General features: G+C 68.6%; 18 protein-coding genes. 9 read left to right on the top strand and 9 right to left on the bottom strand.

Annotation, left to right across the window (positions count from 1 at the left end; genetic code table 11):
• The first annotated feature begins 47 nt into the window (after positions 1-47).
• The 3 genes from DMB80_RS11600 to DMB80_RS11590 are packed head-to-tail and all read left to right on the top strand — an operon-like array spanning position 48 to position 1829.
• Complete coding sequence (locus tag DMB80_RS11600) at positions 48-683, top strand: RNA polymerase sigma factor (RefSeq protein WP_111510051.1); 636 nt, start codon at positions 48-50, stop codon at positions 681-683.
• Positions 680-922 (top strand): anti-sigma factor family protein, encoded by a 243-nt coding sequence (locus DMB80_RS11595; RefSeq protein WP_420812173.1) that lies wholly within the window; start codon positions 680-682, stop codon positions 920-922. The genes DMB80_RS11600 and DMB80_RS11595 overlap by 4 nt, the downstream gene beginning before the upstream one ends.
• Positions 923-932: 10 nt before the next feature.
• On the top strand, positions 933-1829 hold the full coding sequence (locus DMB80_RS11590) for a crotonase/enoyl-CoA hydratase family protein (protein WP_111509990.1): 897 nt from the start codon (positions 933-935) through the stop codon (positions 1827-1829).
• On the opposite strand, the gene DMB80_RS11585 is transcribed toward DMB80_RS11590, so the two are convergent.
• Positions 1826-4342: a DEAD/DEAH box helicase gene (locus DMB80_RS11585; RefSeq protein WP_111509989.1), complete on the bottom strand. Its 2517-nt coding sequence runs from the start codon at positions 4340-4342 to the stop codon at positions 1826-1828. The genes DMB80_RS11590 and DMB80_RS11585 overlap by 4 nt on opposite strands.
• A gap of 466 nt (positions 4343-4808) precedes the next feature.
• On the opposite strand from DMB80_RS11585, the gene DMB80_RS11580 reads away from it, so the two are divergent.
• Positions 4809-7427 carry a helix-turn-helix transcriptional regulator gene (locus tag DMB80_RS11580; RefSeq protein ID WP_111509988.1) on the top strand — a complete coding sequence of 873 codons (2619 nt, stop codon included), beginning with the start codon at positions 4809-4811 and terminating at the stop codon, positions 7425-7427.
• On the opposite strand, the gene DMB80_RS11575 is transcribed toward DMB80_RS11580, so the two are convergent.
• Positions 7408-7815 (bottom strand): nuclear transport factor 2 family protein, encoded by a 408-nt coding sequence (locus DMB80_RS11575; RefSeq protein WP_240431133.1) that lies wholly within the window; start codon positions 7813-7815, stop codon positions 7408-7410. The two genes, DMB80_RS11580 and DMB80_RS11575, sit on opposite strands and share 20 nt — an antisense overlap.
• Positions 7816-7929: 114 nt before the next feature.
• Here DMB80_RS11575 and DMB80_RS28105 point away from each other — a divergent pair, with 114 nt between their 5' ends.
• Complete coding sequence (locus DMB80_RS28105; RefSeq protein WP_162938501.1) at positions 7930-8085, top strand: hypothetical protein; 156 nt, start codon at positions 7930-7932, stop codon at positions 8083-8085.
• Here DMB80_RS28105 and DMB80_RS11570 read toward each other — a convergent pair.
• From DMB80_RS11570 to DMB80_RS11540, 7 genes are read right to left on the bottom strand one after another with little or no spacing between them, the layout of a single operon-like run.
• Positions 8042-8926 (bottom strand): hypothetical protein, encoded by an 885-nt coding sequence (locus DMB80_RS11570; protein ID WP_111509987.1) that lies wholly within the window; start codon positions 8924-8926, stop codon positions 8042-8044. The two genes, DMB80_RS28105 and DMB80_RS11570, sit on opposite strands and share 44 nt — an antisense overlap.
• A gap of 33 nt (positions 8927-8959) precedes the next feature.
• On the bottom strand, positions 8960-9817 hold the full coding sequence (gene ppk2, locus DMB80_RS11565; RefSeq protein WP_111509986.1) for a polyphosphate kinase 2: 858 nt from the start codon (positions 9815-9817) through the stop codon (positions 8960-8962).
• A 60-nt stretch (positions 9818-9877) separates the two neighbouring features.
• Entirely contained in the window at positions 9878-11398 is a 1521-nt protein-coding gene (locus DMB80_RS11560) for an aldehyde dehydrogenase family protein (RefSeq protein WP_111509985.1), read from the bottom strand.
• Positions 11399-11452: 54 nt separating this feature from the next.
• The gene (locus DMB80_RS11555) at positions 11453-11971 is read right to left on the bottom strand and encodes a mycothiol transferase (protein WP_111509984.1); all 519 of its coding nucleotides are present in this window, start codon (positions 11969-11971) and stop codon (positions 11453-11455) included.
• 33 nt (positions 11972-12004) lie between these two features.
• Positions 12005-13339, bottom strand: coding sequence for a glycosyltransferase family 2 protein (locus tag DMB80_RS11550; RefSeq protein WP_111510048.1), 1335 nt, complete (start codon positions 13337-13339; stop codon positions 12005-12007).
• Positions 13336-14316, bottom strand: a complete 981-nt coding sequence (locus DMB80_RS11545; RefSeq protein ID WP_162938500.1) for a glycosyltransferase family protein — start codon at positions 14314-14316, stop codon at positions 13336-13338. Before DMB80_RS11545 ends, DMB80_RS11550 begins: the two co-directional genes overlap by 4 nt.
• 14 nt (positions 14317-14330) lie before the next feature.
• Entirely contained in the window at positions 14331-15254 is a 924-nt protein-coding gene (locus DMB80_RS11540; protein ID WP_162938499.1) for a WcbI family polysaccharide biosynthesis putative acetyltransferase, read from the bottom strand.
• A gap of 93 nt (positions 15255-15347) precedes the next feature.
• Between DMB80_RS11540 and DMB80_RS11535 the strand changes: the two genes are divergently transcribed.
• From DMB80_RS11535 to DMB80_RS28365, 4 genes are all read left to right on the top strand, one after another.
• Positions 15348-16415 carry a glycosyltransferase gene (locus DMB80_RS11535; RefSeq protein ID WP_162938498.1) on the top strand — a complete coding sequence of 356 codons (1068 nt, stop codon included), beginning with the start codon at positions 15348-15350 and terminating at the stop codon, positions 16413-16415.
• Positions 16412-17521, top strand: a complete 1110-nt coding sequence (locus DMB80_RS11530; protein ID WP_111509980.1) for a glycosyltransferase — start codon at positions 16412-16414, stop codon at positions 17519-17521. Before DMB80_RS11535 ends, DMB80_RS11530 begins: the two co-directional genes overlap by 4 nt.
• Positions 17518-18495, top strand: a complete 978-nt coding sequence (locus DMB80_RS11525; protein WP_111509979.1) for a glycosyltransferase — start codon at positions 17518-17520, stop codon at positions 18493-18495. Before DMB80_RS11530 ends, DMB80_RS11525 begins: the two co-directional genes overlap by 4 nt.
• A partial coding sequence (locus DMB80_RS28365; RefSeq protein ID WP_420812172.1) for a glycosyltransferase family 2 protein occupies positions 18492-18910 on the top strand: 419 nt, incomplete at its 3' end. The genes DMB80_RS11525 and DMB80_RS28365, both read left to right, overlap by 4 nt.

Here is an 18910-nt window from a genome sequence, read left to right as displayed (position 1 = left end):
GCTTCGAGCCGCCGCGGTGTGACGTGCTGGGTTACGATCTCGCGGACATGACCGCCACTTCCGCGGACGAGGCCGCCATCGTCGCGGCGCTGCGGGCCCGCGACGAGGCCGCATTCGCCGCGCTGGTCGACAGGCACACCCCGGCCATGCTGCGGATCGCCCAGGGTTACGTGTCGTCCCGGGAGGTCGCCGAGGACGTCGTGCAGGAAGCCTGGATCGCGCTGCTCAAGGGCATCGACGGTTTCGAGGGCCGGTCCTCGCTGCGCACCTGGCTGTTCACCGTGCTGATCAACATCGCCAAGAAGCGCGGTATACGGGATCGCCGCGAGTCCGATGCCCAGATCGCCGCCTACACCGGTGGCGCCGTACACCCGGCGCGGTTCCACGACGGCGACGAACGTTGGGCGGGTCATTGGCGAGACGGTGAAGAACCGGTGCCGTTCCCGGAGTCCCCCGAGGGTTCCGCGCTGAGTTCGGAGTTGCTGGACCTCACCCGCAAGGCGCTCGACACGCTGCCCGAGCGCCAGCGCCTCGTCGTCACGTTGCGCGACGTGCTCGACGTCGACTCCGCCGAAGTGAGCCGGCTGCTCGGCATCACACTGGCCAATCAGCGCGTGCTGTTGCACCGCGGACGGACGGCGATCCGGCAGGTCCTCGAGGATTACGTGAGGGACGTGACGTGACCGAGCGCCGACCGATGGACTGTTACGAGCTCGTCGAGTTGATCACCGCCTACTTCGACGGCGCACTCGACACAGTCACGCACCAGCGATTCGAACAGCACCTGATCGGCTGTGACGGCTGCATGACCTACCTGCAGCAGTTCCGCACCACGGTGCGCACCCTGAGCGCTCTGTGCGACGACGACGTGGCGCCGCAGCTGCGCGACCGGTTGCTGGACGCCTTCCGCGACTGGCACTAGAACTGCTCAGATGAGCCAGTTCCAGACGATCCTCTACCGCGCCGAACCGCCCGTCGCCACCATCACGCTCAACCGCCCCGATCGGCTCAACACGATCGTGCCGCCGATGCCCGACGAGATCGAGGCCGCGATCGGGCTCGCCGAACGCGACGCGTCGGTGAAGGTGATCGTGCTGCGCGGAGCCGGACGCGCGTTCTCGGGCGGCTACGACTTCGGCGGAGGCTTCGAGCACTGGGGCGAGGCGATGAACACCGACGGGCGCTGGGACCCGGGCAAGGATTTCGCGATGGTGAGCGCACGCGAGACCGGCCCGACGCAGAAGTTCATGGCGATCTGGCGGGCGTCCAAGCCGGTGATCGCGCAGGTGCACGGCTGGTGTGTCGGCGGGGCCAGCGATTATGCGTTGTGTGCCGATCTGGTGATCGCCAGCGACGACGCGGTGATCGGAACGCCGTATGCGCGCATGTGGGGTGCCTACCTGACCGGCATGTGGCTGTACCGGCTCAGTCTCGCGAAGGTGAAGTGGCATTCGCTGACCGGCGAGCCGCTGACCGGAAAGGAAGCTGCGGCAGTCGAATTGATCAACGAGTCGGTGCCGTTCGAGCGGCTCGAGGCGCGGGTGGCCGAGATCGCAGCCAAGCTCGCGACGATCCCGCTGTCGCAACTGCAGGCGCAGAAGCTGATCGTCAACCAGGCGTACGAGAACATGGGGCTGGCGTCGACGCAGACCCTCGGCGGCATTCTCGACGGGCTGATGCGCAACACCCCCGACGCATTGCGCTTCGTCGCGACTGCCGAGCGGGACGGGGTACGCGCCGCCGTCGAGCAGCGCGACGGCCCCTGGGGCGACTACAGCCAGGCACCGACAGAGCGACGGCCGAATCCCGACAACGTGATCGAGCCCTAATCCATCCTTCCCACGCTCACCACGCGCAGCACGGCCACGCCCTCGTCGTCACTCATCCCCAGATCCACTTCCCCGTCGATACCCCAGTCGTGGTCGCCGGCGGGGTCGTCGAGGATCTGACGCACCCGCCACACGTCGACGCCGCGCTCGATGATCAGCATCGCGGGGCCCCGCGCGTTCGGCCCGATCCCGACGTCGTCGTGCTCGGCGTAGTAGTCGTCGCCGGCGTCGCGCCAGCGGTGTGCCGGCCAGCCTGAGCCACTGTCCAACGCGCCCAACTCATCCCAGCGTTCCCGGGCGAACAGCTCGACGCGGCGGAACAGCGCGTTGCGCACCATCGCGGTGAACGCCCGCTCGTTTCCGGTGACCGGCCGCGGCCGCACCGGCACCGCCACCGGCGCGTCCAGCGGCTGGTCGGGACTGGTGAGCTGCTCCCACTCGTCGAGCAGGCTCGAATCCACCTGCCGCACGAGCTCGGCGAGCCACTCGGTGATGTCGGTCAGCTCGTCGGTGCGGGCCGCGGCGGGCACACCGGAGCGCAGCGCCTTGACGGCGTCGGAGAGGTAACGCAGCACGGCGCCCTCCGACCGGGTCAGCCCGTAGACGCTGACGTACTCCCGGAACGTGAACGCGCCCTCCCACATCTCGCGCACCACCGACTTCGGCGAGAGTGCTCCGTCGGCGGCCCACGGATTGGTCTGCAGATAGATCTCGAACACCCCGTGCAGCAGTTCGTCGAGCGGCTTGGGGTAGGTGACATCGTCGAGCAGTTCGATGCGTTCCTCGTACTCGATGCCCTCGGCCTTCATCGCCGCCACCGCCTCGCCCCTGGCCTTCTTCAGCTGGGCCGCCAGGATCTGCCGAGGGTCTTCCAGCGTCGCCTCGATCACCGAAACCACATCGCGTGCATAACTTTCCGCGGATGAATCCAACACGTCGATGGCGGCCAGCGCGAACGTGGACAGCGGCTGGTTCAGCGCGAAGTCGCGGGGCAGGTCGACGGTCAGCCGATAGCGGCGGCCGTCGGCCTCGGGCACCGGAAGTCGTTCGATCACCCCTGCCTGCAGCAGCGAGCGGGCGATGCCCACCGCTTCCCGGATCAGCCGGAGCTGCCGCTTGCGTGGCTCGTGATTGTCGGTGAGCAGGCGGCGCATCGCCTCGAACGGGTTGCCCGGGCGGTCGACGACGTCGAGGATCATCGCGGTGGACACCCGCATGTTGCTGGTCAGCGGCTCGGGCGCAGCCTCGACCAGCCGCGTCATCGTCTTCTCGCTCCACGGCACCATGCCTTCTGGCACTTTGCGCCGCACCAGCTTTCGCCGCTTCTTCGGGTCGTCGGCGACTTTGGCGAACTGCTTGAGGTTCTCCACTTCGTGGTCGGGCGCCTGCACCACCACGGTGCCCGCGGTGTCGTAACCGGCCCGGCCCGCACGCCCGGCAATCTGGTGGAACTCCCGCGCGGTGAGCAGCCGGGTGCGGATGCCGTCATACTTGGACAGCGCGGTGAACACCACGGTGCGGATTGGCACGTTGATGCCGACGCCCAGCGTGTCGGTGCCGCAGATGATCTTCAGCAGGCCGGCCTGGGCGAGCTGTTCGACCAGCCGCCGATACTTGGGCAACATGCCCGCGTGGTGCACCCCGATGCCGTGGCGGACCAGCCGCGACAGCGTCGAACCGAAAGCGGTGGAGAAGCGGAATGCGCCGAGATGCTCTGCTATGGCCGCCTTTTCGGCTTTGGTACTGACGTTGACGCTCATCAGTGCCTGCGCCCGTTCCAGCGCCGACGCCTGGGTGAAGTGCACGATGTAGATCGGCGCCTGGCGAGTGTCGAGCAAGTCACCGACGGTCTCGTGTATCGGCGTCGTCGCGTACGAATAGAACAGGGGCACCGGGCGTTCGGCGTGCGCGACCAGAGCCGTCGGCCGGCCCGTGCGCCGGGTCAGATCCTCGCGCAGGAACGTGACGTCGCCCAGCGTCGCCGACATCAGGAGGAACTGTGCGGCAGGCAGTTCCAGCAGCGGTACCTGCCAGGCCCAGCCGCGGTCGGGGTCGCCGTAGAAGTGGAACTCATCCATGACGACCACGCCGATGTCGGAGCCTGCGCCTTCACGCAGGGCCGTGTTCGCCAACACCTCCGCCGTGCACACGATGATCGGTGCCTGCGCGTTGACCGCCGCGTCGCCGGTGAGCATGCCGACGTTCTCGGCCCCGAAAACCCCGCACAGCGCGAAGAACTTCTCGCTCACCAGCGCCTTGATCGGCGCGGTGTAGTAGCTGCGCCGTCCTGCCGCCAGCGCGGCGAACTGCGCCCCGGTCGCGACGAGTGACTTCCCCGACCCGGTGGGGGTCGCCAGCACGACGTTGGCACCGCTGACGAACTCGATCAGCGCCTCTTCCTGCGCGGGGTAGAGCGGGGTCCCGCTGCCCTCGGCCCACGCCGCGAATGAGGTGAACAGCTCGTCGGGGTCGGCGCCCGCGGCGGGCGTCGGGAGCGGTCGGGCAGTTGTCATGGTGACACCAGACTGCCGGATCGGTGATCGGGACCCGACACTCAGGCCACGGAAAGTAACTCGATGACCAGGATCGGTTGTCACTGCTGGCGATCGCAAGGACATTCCGTGCAGATGCGCGACACCGCAGATCCCCTCGCGCGGAACGGATCAAGTCATAGCTACGCAGCACGATGTAGCCAGTTCCGACCGCGAGCAGACGAGGGTGCTCGCGCACAAACCATCTCGCACTATCCGTCGGGCGAAGCGCTGACATGGACGTACGCAAGGCGATGCAGATCCGCTACACGGGTGATGAGGCAGCGATGCGACAGCGACAGTGAAAAACCGTCACGCCGTGGTCGTTAGCTGCAGGTGTCGTGACTTCCATGGTCCGACAGTGCGAATCGAGCAAACGCCACACAGGAAGCCCACGACCTTCGGCGCAAGTGTTCCCCTGGCGCTGCTCCACTCCTAGTCTTGAGGAGTGCGGTTGACGTGGCCGCTCACCGGTCGCACCCAGGAGACACGGCTCATAGAGGCCGCGCTGCTCGATCCTGGTTCCGCAGGAATCGTCGTCAGCGGCCAAGCGGGCGTGGGAAAGAGCCGAATCGTCCGGGAGACGTTGAACACGTTCACCTCACGCGGATGGCAGCTCCGGTGGGTCGCGGGCACCTCGGCTGCACGGAATCTTCCCTTCGGCGCCCTGACACCGTGGACGTCCACCGGTGGCGACGACAGTCTGGAGCTGGTCCACACGATCATCCACACGTTGACGGTGTCCCGGGACGGCACACCGGTGGTGGTGGCGGTTGACGATGTCCCGTTGCTCGACGATCTTTCGACTGTTGTCGTGCTCCAGATCATCCAACGCCGGCTCGCAAAAGTGGTGCTGACACTACGGAGTGGCGAACCACTGGCGGAGGCGACACGGGAGCTGTGGAAGGCCGGCGACTTCGACCGGCTCGATGTCCAACCGTTGACACCGGAAGACGCCGAGGAGCTGGTGTGTCGTGTCGTCGGTGGTCCGATCGATTCCGCTGCTGCGCAACAACTGTGGAACTTGACAGAGGGTAATCCGCTGTACCTCCGCCTGATTGTGGAGAAGGAGGTCGCCGACGGCCGGCTCGCCCGCCGAGACGAGGTGTGGAAGTGGACTGGCGATCCGGTGGTCCCTCCCGGTTTGATCGAGCTCGTCGAGTCCCGCACCGGTGGGTTGCCCGAGCCGGTCAGTGATGTCATCGACGTGCTCGCAGTCGGGGAACCCCTCGACCTACGGTCCCTGTCCCGTATTACCGGCAGCACGGCTGTCGAGGAGGCGGACCGCCGGGGATTGATCACCTGCGAGTCCACGGACGGTTACGTATTCGTGCGCCTGGCACATCCGCTGTACGGCGAAGTCCGTCGCCGGCGCGCACCAGTCACGACGCTACGCCGACTCAGAGGCGTCGTCGCCACCGAGCTTGCGACGAGCGATCACCGTAAAGACGTCCACGCTGTCGTTCGCCGGGCTGCACTCAGCCTGGACTCTGATGTCGCTCCGGAAGTGGAACTGCTGCTCGACGCGGCGCGTGGGGCGGCGTGGATGCTCGACCTACCGCTCGCCAACCGGCTGGCCGAGGCCGCAATCGCGGCGGGTGCGCAGGTCGAGGCAAGCCTGATTCGCGCGTTCGTGCTGTCCTGGCTAGGCGACGGGGGCGCCGCCGAGGCCCTGCTCGCCGACGTCGACTTCGGATCTCTGTCACCGATCGACCAGGCTCGACTGACCTTTCTGCGCGCAACCAACCTGTTCTTCATGCTGGCCGATCCCGAGGCTGCTCAGTCGGTTGTCGATCAGGCAGACGTCACCGGGTCACCCGAGCGTCACTGCATGGACGCTTTTCGGTGTGTCGCCGCCGCCGCCCTCGGCGCGCCCGACACAGCACGGACGCTGGCGCGGTCGTTCGATCCGACCACACTTCCCGACCATCTCGAGCGGCGACTGGCGGCATGGGCGGTGACGGTCGCGTGCGGTGAATCCGGCGCTGCAGCAGAGGCCTCCGCCGCCGCCCACGCCGGCTATCCGATACCTCTGCGGGCTTACATCGTCATCGCGGACGCGCATACCAACGCCCTGCTGCTGGCCGGCGAGACAGCGAGAGCCCTCGAGGTCGCGGAGATGATGCGCGGCCGCGCCATGGCATCGCGCGGTGCGCCGTTCGGACAGATTGCCATCGCCGTGACCGGGCAGGCCGAACTGGGCGCGGGTCACCTAGACAAGGCGTGCGCCCATCTTTCCACGGCCCTACAGCGCGTCACGGCCTGGAACACCGCCACCGGATTCCGGTACCGGTACGAGATCCTGATGACCACCGCGCTCGCCATCCGCGGCCGCAGTCACGAGGCATGCCGCGCCCAGGCCTCGATGGAGGCGGATCGACATCCCGGCTTGCGTCATCTGGATTACTCTCGCGCGATCGCCCGCGGCTGGGTGGCCGCGGCTCAGGGGGCCGTCAGCGAAGCGATCACGGTCGTCCGCGAGGCAGCCGAGAATGCCGGTGAGCGTGGCCAATACGCCGCCGAGGTGATGTGCCTGCAGACGGCCACACAGTTCGGTGACACCTGCACCGCCGCACGGTTACATCAGCTGCACGGCCGCGTCGACGGGCCGCGCGCGGGGATCGCCGCACGATATGCCGATGCGCTGCAGTCCTCGGACGGCAGCCAACTCGAAGCCAGCTCATTGTGTTTCGAGCAGATAGGGGACCTCGTCGCCGCGATCGATGTGGCCGCACAGGCCGCGCTGTGCTATCGCGCCAAGGGTTTACGCGGTTCCGCGCTGCGGTGTTCCCGACGGGCCGAAGCGTTGGCGTCCGCCTGCGGGGGGGCTCGGACGCCTGCTCTGCTGCGGTGCGCCGACACGCTTCCGTTGACGTCTCGTGAGCGTGAGATCGTCAAACTTCTCGGCGCTTCGAACTCCAACCGCGACATCGCTTCCCGGCTCGGGGTATCTGTGCGTACGGTCGAGAGCCACATCTACAACGCGATGGCGAAGACCGGCGCGACGAGCCGGGAGGAGCTTGGGATGCTCCTAGACGACGGTGCGGTCAGCTCAACTGAGCAATGACCGCCGTATCGTCGATCCACACGTTCTCCCGGCTGATCAACCCGTCCCGGAACTCGAAGACGTGCAGCATGCGAAAGGTGATGCGCCGTCCTCGTCCGGCGAATCCGAACATCGAACCGATCACGGTTCCGGTCATGTCCTGTTCGAGAATCATCGCGTTATCGGTGACGAAGGTGCGCCGCTCTGTCCATGTCTCGGACCGAAAGTTTGCCGTCAACTCGACATAGAACTTCCGGGCCCCGTCCCGGCCGTGGTGCACACCGTCGGGGAACCCAACGACGTCGTGCTCGACGTCGTCGGTATAGACCGCGAGTGCCGCATCGATGTCACCGCGGCCCTCGGCCTCGATATGCCGATCAATGAGGGCTCGCATCGTGCGCTCGTCCACGTACTCAGGAATAGCATCTCGGGGCGTCGCAGAAATCAGTACCGCACCACTGAGAGTGAGATCGTTGACGCGGGCGACGATTTCCCCTAGTTCATCGAACGAAGGGGGACTCTGATGACAATCCACTTGCCACACCCGGCGACGGCACTGAAGAGCTGGCGGGGCAAGCACCCGAAACGCGTCAAGTCAGACTGGGACGTGCACCTGCACCCGCACCATCAGGCGTTCATCGAGACGGCGTCGATGTCGCGGATGATGGACCACCTCTAGGTCTGCGCAGCGCCGCACCCGCAGTCGCGCCCAGCACGCCGACCACGACGAGGCCGATGCCGCTGACCAGCGTGATGTTGAGCCAGTGGTGCGCGCTGTTCTCGGCGGTGCGCACCATCACCTCGGCCACGGTGCGGATGTCTCCGGTGGTGCGGTCCACCGCCGCGTCGACGAAGCGCCGGCCCATTTCGATGCCCGCCCAGCCGGCGGCACCGACCAGCAGTGCCGACACCCCGAGCGCGCAGAACGCACGGCCTTTCGACCGGGCAGCGGCCAGGGTGAGCAGCACCAGCAGGCCGGTCAGCACCGCCGCTCCGATGCTCGCCCACGGGCCCCAGGTGGCCAGCGGTCGCAGCTTGCCGGGGCGCAGATCGGGTGATTCGACGGTGATGGGCACGGTCAGCGTCGGCGGAACCGCGAGGTCGAGGTTGCCCAGTGTGGCGCGAAACGACGGGTCCGACAGCATCGGCGCGATGTCGATCAGCCACCGGTCGGTCGAGTTGCCCTCGGGCACCGCGCCGGTGAACATCCAGCGGTGCGCGATGCGGTTGGCCTGGGCGAACTGTCCGGGGAATCCGTCGTTGCGGGTGTAGGAATCGGCGACCGTGCGGACCAGCTGCGGGTTGAGCTGGTAGCCGTTGTCACCGCCGAGGGCGACGAGCTGCGTCGTCAGCTCACCGGCCATCGCGTCCTGGAGCCGGGAGTCACCGGCCGCGCGAGCGGCCAGCGCGGCGTACCCGTCCTCGTCGACGATGTCGCGCTGCGCCCACCCGGCGGGGACCGCGACCGCCAGCGCGAGCGTGGTCAGCAGCCACAGCATCAGCGTGGCGAGAAAACGCACTCCGGCGTCCTTCCTGTCGGGACGCCCGGAAAACTAGTCGCCCAGCGCGCGTCCCACGATCAGCGGGTCGGGCCGGCCGACCACCTCGTGGTCCTTGTTGTCGTAGTCGAATTTACTCAGCACGTAGCGCATCGCGTTGATGCGGGCGCGCTTCTTGTCGTTGCTCTTGACCACCATCCACGGCGCGATCTCGGTGTCGGTCCAGGCGAACATGTCCTCTTTGGCCGCGGTGTAGTCGTCCCACTTGTCCAGCGAGGCCAGGTCCGTCGGCGAGAGCTTCCACTGCCGCACCGGATCGACCTGCCGGATCGTGAACCGGGTGCGCTGCTCGGACTGTGTCACCGAGAACCACAGCTTGGTCAGGCTGACACCGTCGTTGACCAGCATCTGCTCGAACAGCGGGGCCTGCCGGATGAACTCGGCATGCTGCTTGGGTGAGCAGTAGCCCATGACGCGTTCGACGCCGGCACGGTTGTACCAGGACCGGTCGAACAGCACGATCTCCCCGGCGGCGGGCAGGTGGGTGACGTAGCGCTGGAAGTACCACTGCGTCTGTTCCTTCTCGGTGGGCTTCTCCAGCGCGACCACGCGAGCGCCGCGCGGGTTGAGATGCTCCATGAAGCGCTTGATCGTGCCGCCCTTGCCCGCGGCGTCGCGACCCTCGAAGACGATCACGTGCCGATGGCCGTGGGCCTGGCTCCACTTCTGCAACTTCAGCAGCTCGATCTGCAGCAGCCGCTTCTGCTCTTCGTACTCCGCGCGCGACATGCGGTCGTCGTACGGGTAGTTCTCCCGCCACGTGTCGACGGGTTCGCCGCTGGGTTGGAGAACCAGCACAGGATCGTCGTCGTCATCGTCGATCACGTGGTAGCCAGAGCTGTCCAGAGTCACCGGGCGACGCTAACCAGCCCCGCCGTCGGGACGGTGACGGCGGGGTGAACGCCCGGTGGACTATTTGGCGATGCGCTTGGGCCGGATGAGTGCCAGCTTGGTCATCATCGTGTTCATCCGCTTGAGCGCGCGCGCAGAGTTGTTGTAGTAGTTGCCGCCGGCGCCGACCGCGGTGCGCGGGCTGACCACGGTCTCGATGCGGCAGTACTTGCGCAGCCCCTCGGGTCCACCGAAGCGGGCGCCGATGCCCGAGGTCTTCCAGCCGCCCATCGGCGCGGTGGTGCACATCAGGTTCGAGATCACGTCGTTGATGTTGACCCCGCCGCAATCCAGTTGCAGGGCAACCTCTTTGGCTCGTTCGACATCGCGGGAGAACACCGCCGCGGACAGGCCGTACGGGCTGTCGTTGGCCAGCCGGACCGCCTCGGCCACCGACGAGACCTTCATGATCGGCAGTGTCGGACCGAACGTCTCCTCGGTCATGGCCGCCATCGAGTGGTCGACGTCGACCAGCACGGTGGGCTCGTAGAAGCTTCCGGGACCGGGCCGGCGCGTGCCGCCGGTCAACGCCCGCGCACCCTTGGCCAGCGCGTCGGCGACGTGCCGTTCGGTGACCGCGACCTGGCTGTCGTCGATCATCGCGCCGAAGTGATGGCCGTCGCCGGCACCCATCTGCAGGTTCTTCACGTCGCGGACCACGGCGTCGACGAATTGGTCGTAGACCGGCTCGAGCACGTACACGCGCTCGACCGACACGCAGGTCTGCCCGGCGTTGAACATCGCACCCCACACCGCGGCGTGGGCGGCGAGCTCGACGTCGGCGTCCTCGAGCACGATCATCGGGTCCTTGCCGCCGAGCTCCAGGCTGACGGGGATCAGCCGGCGGGCGGCCCGCTCGGCCACCTTGGCGCCGGTGGCACTGGAGCCGGTGAACTGGACGTAGTCGGAATTGTCGATGACGGCCTCGGACACCTCACGGGCGCCCTGCGCCAGGGCCAGCACGTCAGGGGCGCCGGAGTCGAGCCAGCCGCGCAACAGCAGTTCGGCGGTCAGCGGGGTGCGCTCCGAGGGCTTGAGCAGCACGGCGCAGCCGGCGGCGAGCGCACCGATGGCGTCCATCAGCGCGTTGGCGACGGGGTAGTTCCACGGCGCGATGATGCCGACGACCGCGCGGGGCCGGTAGTGCACCTCGATCTTCTTGATCGACAGGAACGGCAGGGCCGCCGGGCGGGGGTCCGGCGCGAGGGCCTTCTCCATGGTGCGCACGTAGTAGGACAGGATCATCAGGATCAGCGGCACCTCCTGCGCCGCGTCCGTCGCGGATTTGCCGGTCTCGGCGATCAGCAGCTCTTCGATCTCGGCGCGGTGGCGGCCCAGCCACACGCCGTAGCGGGCCAGCACCTTGGCCCGGCCGGCAGCGCCGCGGGCTTCCCATTCGCGCTGCGCCTCGCGCAGTGCGCCGGCGATGCGGGGTACGTCGGCGGCGTCGGTCCACCGCACCTGACCAGCGAGAGCGCCGGTGGCGGGGTTGGTGATCGTGCCGGTGCCGGTGAAGGGCGTGACGTCGGAAGTCGCAGTCATGACCCCCACTCTAACGAGCGGTGTGACGCACGTCGCACGCGGGGTTGACAGGTGTCAACTTTGCGGGACGATGCCCCGGATGTAGGCCGCCTGCCCGAGATGCTGGGCAGCATCGTCGATGATGCTGACCAGACGTGCGCTTGCCGTCACCGGCGGTGTCCAGCGCTTGTCGATCACCCGGCCCAGGTCCCCGTCCGACACCGACGCGACGTAGGACAGGCTCTCGCGGTGCACGGCGTGGTAGTAGCCGGCGAGCAGGTCCGCCGACGCACGCACCTTGGCGACGTCCTCGGCGGTGTGGCCGTAGCCGTGGGCGTCGCGCGGCAGGTCGAGCGCGAACCGGTCCACCCAGCCCTCGCGGAACCACACCTGCTCGATGCCGGCGATGTCACACAGCTGCGCGTCCTGGATGCGGGCGCTGTGCCAGAGCAGCCACGTGATCGTGTTGGCCTCCGGCGTCGGCCGGTAGTAGGCCACCTCGTCGGTGAGCCCGTCGGTCAGATCGTCAGCGTGCTCGATCAGGCGGGTGAACGAATCACGCAGGAGCTCGCGGGCGGCGTCGATGTCGGCCATTCCCCCAAGCTACGCCCGCCCCCGGACAGGCGGTCACCAGGACAGGTCGGGTTCGGCGTCGCTCTCGCTCATCCCGAACTCGGCACCCGAGAAGCACTGCGTGGCACCGAACGTCATCGAGTGTGGCCACCGCGCCTGCCGATGCAGGGCCCACGAGGCGCGGCACACCACCTCGGCGGTGTGTCCGCTCAGTCGCACCTCGGCGACGTCGGGCTGCGCACAGGCGTGGACGAGGTCGGCGACGCCCTGTGCGGGCAGCACCGCCCGCCCCGTCACGGTGACCACGAACGGGGTCCGGCGCCGGATGTGGTGGGGCACCGGGCCGACGCGGATGCGGCCATCCTGCAGGTGCGCTCGGGCACACAGAGACTCCGCGTCCGCTCCGACGACCCAGACGCCCACGTCGTGCGCGAGGAAGCCGCCGACAGTCGAGACGAACGACCCCAAGTCATGTCCCTCGGCGTCGAGTTCGACTGCCACATGGGGGATGTCGTAGCGCAGGCCGTGTGTGCGTGCTGCCGGATCGGTGATCAGCCGCGCCAACGCGAGAGCCTCGGCGTTCTTGACCGCCACCCGGTCCTGCACTTCTCGCCCCGCCCAGTCCGGGCCGTCGTGCCACGCCACCGCCTCACGGGCGTGATGGAACACCGCACCGCAGACCGCCGCCCGGTGCGCGAACTCCCAGTCCTCGCCGCCGTACTGGTCGAACGACTCGTCGAAGCCCCCGCAGTAGTCGAACAGCTCTCGGCTGCAACACATCACGGAGCTGATCACATAGCGGTACGCGGTGTGGTCGGCGACCGCGAGATCGCCCGTGCGGGCATAGGCATCGGTGAGCCACTGCGGTTCGTCGAGCACTGTGGGGCGGCACTCCCCCGCCCACCAGAGCGCCACGTCGGCCGCCTGCCAGCCGGCGAGATCGGCGTGCCGGCGCCGCCCGACGACCAACGCATCGGGCAGCAACGACGGCAGCCGTGAGATGTGTCGCAGATAGCCGGGTTCGGGCACCGTATCGGCGTCGAGGAAGCAGAGGATCTCCCCGGCGGTGGCGGCGGCACCGAGGTTGCGCGCCGCGGCCGCGCGGAACCCGCGGTCGGGCTGCCGCACCACGGTGCATCGCAGCGCCGATGACGAGATGTCGGGCGGTGTCGGCGAGCCGTCGTCGGCCACGGCGACGGCGATGAGGTGGGCCGGATAGTCCTGCAGCTCCAGCGCGGCGAGCAGCCGGTCGAGCTCCTCCTGCTGGTCGTAGAACGGCACGACAACGGCGACGGTCGCGTCCCGTCCGGGCACACCGTCCAGCGCGTCCCACCGGTTGCCGGGTACGCAGAACCTCCCGTCGCCCAGGGGGAAGGCGGCCGGGATCATCGGTGCCACCTCTCGAAGAAGGCGTGGTAGGCGTTCGCGGTGTCGGTCGGCGTCGGCCGGGGCACCAATCCCTTTGCCAGCCAGGTGGATTGCGGGTCATTGAAGGCGCCGCGGATGGCCTGCGGCAAGTCCGGCGGCGAGTACAGCGTGAGCATGCCGGGATTGCGGCCGTCGACCTCGCGGCTGTACCGGTTCGCCACCACCAGCGGGCGGCGCCCTGCCGACAGCCACGAGCCGAGGGACCCGGACGCCGAGACGTGGGTGTGCGCGACGACCGGCACCGTGATCCGCTGCAGCACCTCGACCAGCGCCTCGTCGCTGACGTGGCCTGTCACGTGGAAGCGACGGCCCTGCGCGCCGGCGCGGGCCGTCAGGTCGTCCACCAGGGCGTCGTGCCCGGCTGAGGGTTCACCGATGGCGTGGATCTCGACATCGGGCGGCAGCGCCGCACTCGCCGCGATCACCGCCTCGTGCCCCTTGCCGGGGTAGAGGAATCCGAACACACCGATGCTGGGCACCCCCGCGCGTCGGCAGCGAACGGGCGCGGGCGGCCCGATCGACAGCGGAATCACCGTCACGGTGGCCACGTCGACACCTATGTCGCGCAACAGTTCTCGCTCGTGGTCGCTGCTCACCGCCACCCCGGCTGACCGTGCGGCCACGTCGGCGTAGGCCGCGGCACGCTGGTCCGCGCTGCGCCCATCGGAGGCTTGGGGCAGGTCGTGCAGCGTGACCGTGACGCGGATTCGACTCGCGATGTCTGCGACAGCACGGGCCGCAGCGCCGGGGCTGCCCCCGAACAGCCGGTCGGTGAACTGCAGGTGCACGCCACCCGCCCCGCCGGCGCTCGCCGTCCCAGCGACATCGGGCGACCAGGCGTGCTCGAGAGGCAGTCCGATCGCGTGCATCGCGTCGTGCAGCGCGAGGCCGAAGCGGACCACGCCGTGATGGCGTGGGCCCACGAGCGCCTGGGTCACCGTCACAGCCGGCGTCACACCGATCTCGAGCTCGTCAGCAGCCCGAGAGAATCCATGACGTTTCCGTGACGCTGCACGGCCAGCTCGAGGAAGTCGCGATTGCTGCCGTACCACCGCAGCTGTGCGGTGTGGACATCGTCGGCGGCGATGCGGGCGCCGTGCTGACACCAGTCAGGCCGCGGTGTCCCCGCCAGCCCCAGCGCGTCGAGTACCCGAGCCTCCAGCGGTGCGGTCACCGACGACAGCAGGACGGTGTCGACGGAGCCGGCCGTCAGGCCCGCTCCCAGGTGGTCGAGGATGCGCTGAGCCAGGGCGATCAACACCGGATTGCCGGGGTGGTTGATCGTGTGCGCTGCCTCTGCACCCAAGCCTGCCAACAGATCCGAGATGCCGACGTCGCAGTCCCTGGCCTCGCGCATCGCCAGTTCGTCGCGGCTGATGGCCGCCACCGCCCGGATCTGCTCGGCACTGACCTCGACATCCCACGGATCGTTCGGTGACCGGCCCGCCCGGGCCGCCGCGATGGTCCGCAGGTCGTGATACGGCACCACGGGCGGAGTCAGCGACCGGTCCGCGGGCCTGCGCACGATGACCTGGAACGGATACAGCCCGGCATACCGGATCACCGGCCAACGAACTACTCGCGCAGCCGAATTGAGTCGCTCCGCGAGCTGACGAGTGCCCACCGGCAGATCCCGGTAGTCCTGCCGGATCGGCTGGCTCAACAGCACTTCAGCCTGCCCGAGAAGCTCATCGAGCTGCGGTAGATCCTGTTGCGTCAGTTCGTGAACCGGCGGAATCCGCACCGTTCGATATGGCCGCGCCGGTACACTGTCGAGCACTCGGCGCAGCGCTTCGGCTTGACAATTGCCGACCACCAACCACAGGGGCCGTTCGTCGTGCGCCGACGGCTCGTCGCGCGAGCTGAGGAAGTCCACTCCGCGAGGTTACGTGTCGTCCCCGCGTGGTATACCTGTCACAGCAATTCGTCGAGACAGCGGCGAGAAAATCCGCCCTGTCGAAGGGATTGTGTGAATCTGATTCGTGTTGCCTCCGTTCCGGCTGCACACCCGTACATCACCGCCACCGTGGACACCACGCTGCTGACGCTGCTGCCCGACCCGGTTCCGCCGGGCGCGAGCCAGCCCGCACAGTGGTGGCCACCGCGCTGGCTCGATCCGCGCTACGTTCGTGCGCGGATCACCGAGATCGACGTGCTGCACGTGCATTTCGGCTTCGAGAGCATCGAGTACGACGATCTCGTCGGGGTCACCGACGTGCTCGCTGCGCACGGCGTGCCGCTCGTGGTCACCGTGCACGACCTGGCTAATCCGCACCTCGATGACCAGGCCGGCCACCTCGAGAAACTCGGGATGCTGGTGCACCGCGCGGATGTCGTCGTCACCCTCACCGACGGTGCGGCGCGGCAGATCCGCGACCGATGGGGTGTCAGCGCGACGGTGTTGCCGCACCCCCATCTCCTACCGATCGACGAGGTCGGGCCACCCCGTACGCAGCGCACCTCGCCCGTCGTCGCCGTGCACGCGAAGTCCCTGCGGGCGAACATCGACCCGTGGCCGGTGATGGATGCCCTGGTTGCCAATCATCGGCCGGGGCAGCATGTTTCACTACGCCTGGACCTCGACGACAACGCGCCGAGCTCTCCTCGTGCCGGCGCTCATCTGCCCGGGCGGCTCGCCGCTTACCGGGATCGCGGTGTCGACGTCCGGATTCATCCGCCGTTCACCGACGACCAACTCGTCAGCTACCTCCGCGACATCGACATCCTGGTGCTGCCGTACCGCTTCGGCACGCACTCGGGCTGGGTCGAGATATGCCACGACAGCGGGGTCGTCCCGATCGTCCCGGACTGTGGCCAGTTTCACCACCAACAGCCCTGTCGCACCTTCGGATTCGGCGTCGGACGGTTCGACGACGCCAGCCTGCTCGCGGCCGTCGACGGTGCGACACGGCAGATCGATGCGCGGCCCGACGACGATCTGGCCCGGCGGCGCGCACGTGCTCGGCAACGCGACCTGGTGCGGCGGGACACCACAGAGCTGTATCGGCGCCTACGCGAGACCGCGAGAACCGCATGACCTCGCGCCCTCTACGCATCGCACTGCTCGGCTCGTCGCGCTACCCGGTACGGCAACCGTTCGCCGGCGGACTGGAAGCGTTCGTGTTCGAGCTCGCCCACGGCCTCACCGCCGCGGGTCACCATGTGACCGTGTTCGCCGCGCCGGACTCCGACATGGGGTTGCCGTGGAACGTGGTGCCGCTGCGCACCCTGGACATGAGCGAGACAACCCGACGCTTGGATCCCACCACGCCCGAGTGGGTGGTGGCCGAGACCCACGCCTACCTGTCGGTGATGGTGAGCCTGGGCCGGGCGGAACTCGGCGCATTCGACGTGATCCACAACCACAGCCCGCACTACCTGCCGCTGGCCATGGCCCACACCGTCGACGCGCCGATGCTGACCACGCTGCACACCCCGCCGCTGAAGTGGCAAGAACAGGCGGTGGCTCTGCCCGGCGGGGTGGCCAGCCGCTTCGTCGCGGTCAGTGAATTCACTGCGCGACAGTGGAATCCGATCAGTGGACCCATCCCGGTGATCCTCAACGGCGTGGACATCGCGCACCGGCCGATGGGACCCGGCGGCCGCTACGCCGTCTGGACGGGACGGTTGGTGCCGGAGAAGGGCGTCACGTCGGCGATCGCCGCCGCACGCGCCGCGGGTATCCCGTTACGCCTCGCCGGACCGATCGGGGACCGGGCCTACTTCGAGGCGGCGGTGCGTCCCGTGCTGGGCGACGGCGCCGTCTACGAGGGCCACCTGCATCGCGAGGACTTGAACACCCTGGTCGGCGGCGCCGCCGTGGCGTTGGTGACTCCGCACTGGGACGAGCCGTACGGCCGCGTCGTCGCCGAAGCGCTCGCCGCCGGTACGCCCGTCGCCGCGTTCTCGCGCGGCGGCATCCCCGAGATCCTCGACGCATCCTGCGGCCGGCTGGCCGCGCCCGGAGACATCGACGGGCTGAGCCTGGCTCTGGTCGAGGCGATGACGCTGCGCAGGACCGACGCCCGTGCCCGCGCCGAGCGCTGTTGCTCGCACGACGTGATGGTGTCGCAGTACCTCGATCAGTACCGGCAGCTGCTGTGTGCACCGGACATGTCGGCGATCGAGGATGTCTCGGCGTGATCGGCTACTACGTGCACCACCACGGCCGCGGCCACGCGGCTCGGGCCCGGTCCATCTGCGCCCGCCTCGACGAGTCCGTCACGTTCCTCTCCTCGCTGCCCCGCCCTGCCCAGATGCGCGGCCAGGACAACTGGGTGCAGCTGCCCCTCGATGTTCCGCCCGACGGCGAGACACCCGTCGACCCGGACAGTCACGGCCGCTTACATTGGGCGCCAACGCATGTCGAAGGACTCGCGCGGCGCTCCGCGGAGCTGCTACGGGTTGCCGCGGACGCCGGGCTGCGCCGCCTGGTCGTCGACGTCTCGGTCGAGATCGCGATGCTCGGCCGGCTGGCGGGCCTGCCGATCACCGTGATGGCGATGCCCGGCGACCGCACCGATCCCGCACACCGGCTGGCCTACGACATCGCCGACCAGATCGTCGCGCCGTGGTCCGCCGACGTCTACCGGCCACCCTGGCTCGGCGAGCACGCAGATCGGACCCACTACGTCGGCTCCATCAGCCAGTTCGAACACCGGTCCCGCACCACACCGCAGGACGCCCAGCCGCTGGCCGTCCTGCTCGGCGGAGCCGGCGGCAACGACCTGCCCGCGGACGCCCTCGAACAGCTCCGCGCCGCCCTTCCGCAGTACACGTGGATCGCGCTGGGCGCGTCAGGATGGGTCGACGATCCATGGCCGGTTCTGCAGACCGCCGCCGTCGTGGTCACCCACGCCGGCCAGAACGCCGTCGCCGACGTCGCACTCACCGATGCCGCGGTGATCGTCATCCCCCAGCACCGCCCCTTCGCCGAACAACACGCCACCGCGGCAGCCCTGGCCCACGCCGGGCTGACCGTTGAGCTGACCGACTGGCCGTCCGTCGACCGCTGGCCGGGTCTACTCACCGGAACGCTGGCGCTGGACCGGTCGGAATGGTCACGACTGCAGGTCCGCGGTGCTGCCGCCCGTGCCGCAGAGGTGATCGCCGCGTGACCCCGCGGACGGCGGTGATCACGGTCGTCCACGGTCGGCACGCACACTTCGAGACCCAGCAGGCGGGGCTCGCGCAGTGTCGGCCGGGCCCGCACGACCGCATCGTGGTCGCGATGGCCGACCCGGTGATCGCCGCGCTGGCCGGCCCGGACACCCTTGTCGTCCCGTGCGCGGCCGACGCCGCCGCCCTCCCCCTCGCCCACGCCCGCAATCTCGGCGCCCGAGCAGCGCTCGACCGCGGCGCCGAGCTGCTGATCTTCCTCGACGTCGACTGCATCCCCGGTCCCGATCTGATCGGCCGATACGTCGCGGCGCACCGACGGACGGACCGGCCGGCACTGCTCTGCGGACCCGTCACGTACCTGCCGCCGGCACCCGGCGGCTATCCCCTCGATCGCCTCGACCAGCTCACCGA

This window comes from Mycobacterium kyogaense, assembly GCF_003254575.1.
Classification (GTDB): domain Bacteria; phylum Actinomycetota; class Actinomycetes; order Mycobacteriales; family Mycobacteriaceae; genus Mycobacterium; species Mycobacterium kyogaense.
This window is presented reverse-complemented; position numbering and strand designations above follow the sequence as displayed.